Origin of the sequence: Algoriphagus sp. PAP.12 (assembly GCF_026652115.1) — a bacterium.
Lineage (GTDB): Bacteria > Bacteroidota > Bacteroidia > Cytophagales > Cyclobacteriaceae > Algoriphagus.
Genome location: NZ_JAPPSQ010000060.1, coordinates 1 through 1,345, shown reverse-complemented (window position 1 = coordinate 1,345; position 1,345 = coordinate 1). Strand labels below are relative to the sequence as shown.

The following is a 1,345-nucleotide window of genomic DNA, read 5'->3' as shown; positions in this document are numbered from 1 at the left end:
TTACGTCAAACTGTCTCGTTATACTTTCTCTTGATGCAGATTCAAAAGTGCCCAATATGGCGTATCCTGCATTATTTAATAGGACATCTATTTTTCCAAACTTATCAATTCCTTCTTCAATTGCACTTGCAATACTTGTTAAGTCTTGAACATCTAGTTTGGTTATGAATACATTTTCTAATGATGATAGTTCAGTTTCTTTTTCCGGATTACGCATTGTAGCAATAACATTCCAACCCTTTGCCTGAAACTTTTTGGCTGTTGCTTTTCCAATTCCTGATGATGCTCCCGTGATTAATATTGTTTTGCTCATTTTAATTCTTTTAAATTTTTACAATTAATTCTTGAACAAAACTATAGCAACTAAAAAGTGTAGATGTATTCAAACTGCCAAATGTTGTATACTTTTTGCGTATTCGTTTTTTCCGCCTTGTGCCTAACGGTTAGTATGTAAATCGTAGCATCCCACAGGATGTTATGATTTCATATGCAATGTTGGACAAAGTAACATATTTAACTAACCCAAAAATTCTTATTTTTAACGATTCTCCATTTTTCAGCTTTTCCCTTTTTTAGAATCATTTCACCACCCCAACCACACTCTCCGCCGCAGAAAAACCCAACACGTACATAGGCAACAATCTTATCAAAATTAAAAACTGGAATACTAAAATATATATATTCCTCAGGAATAAGGTTTTCCTTCTTAGCTAATGAATATTCTGGAAAATCTAAATCGTTAAGCCATATTTCCAAGCTAGATTCGTCTTGCTCTTTAAAAAACTGAAAATCATTACTTGAAATAGTATAATTCGGCAAATTCAATTTTATAATTTGCTCAATATCAGGAAAAATGTAAGGGGAACCTGGCGGAGGTCCAGGTACAAATTCTTCCAATTCTCTTCTTGAAATGTATTTGGGTAACTTTGAGTATATTTTAAAATCAGGAAAGTTTTGTTGAATTTGGCTCTCCTTAATTATAGCTTTTATAACTTCAACGATTTCCCTATGATGAGCATTTGAAGCATTATCATTAAAATCATAAAAACTTGAAATAATAATAAATGAAAAATATAACGATATAAGGTAGGGAATCTTCATATTATTTTGTCCAACGGCCCTGGCTATGGCAAGTGCGGGATTTTGAAAACGCTTTCTTGTCCGCCTACGGTAATTTTGTTTAGTTGTGATATCTTCATTTTAAGGCAGTCAACCCGCATTTGCTATAGCCGATGTTAGCGGTTCGGGCTTTTTTTTTCTGAAAGAGAAAATCTAATAAACAGGGCTGATTAGTCATTTTTAGTATTGGGAGAGCATAGTAAGTCCGGCCTCAGAGAGGTAGGTA

Annotated in this window: 2 protein-coding genes; both read right to left on the bottom strand. The window is 33.6% G+C overall.

The features are described 5' to 3' along the window. Positions 1–313 (bottom strand): SDR family NAD(P)-dependent oxidoreductase (locus tag O0V13_RS21425; RefSeq protein ID WP_268037060.1); only part of this gene is annotated, 313 nt, incomplete at its 3' end. Positions 314–513: 200 nt separating this feature from the next. After that, positions 514–1,101, bottom strand: a complete 588-nt coding sequence (locus O0V13_RS21420) for a hypothetical protein (protein ID WP_268037059.1) — start codon at positions 1,099–1,101, stop codon at positions 514–516. Between the last annotated feature and the right edge of the window lie 244 nt (positions 1,102–1,345).

Bases quoted from the DNA above. Each gene is read 5' to 3' on its own strand.
- O0V13_RS21420 (WP_268037059.1), bottom strand. From the start codon at position 1,101: ATGAAGATTCCCTACCTTATATCGTTATATTTTTCATTTATTATTATT.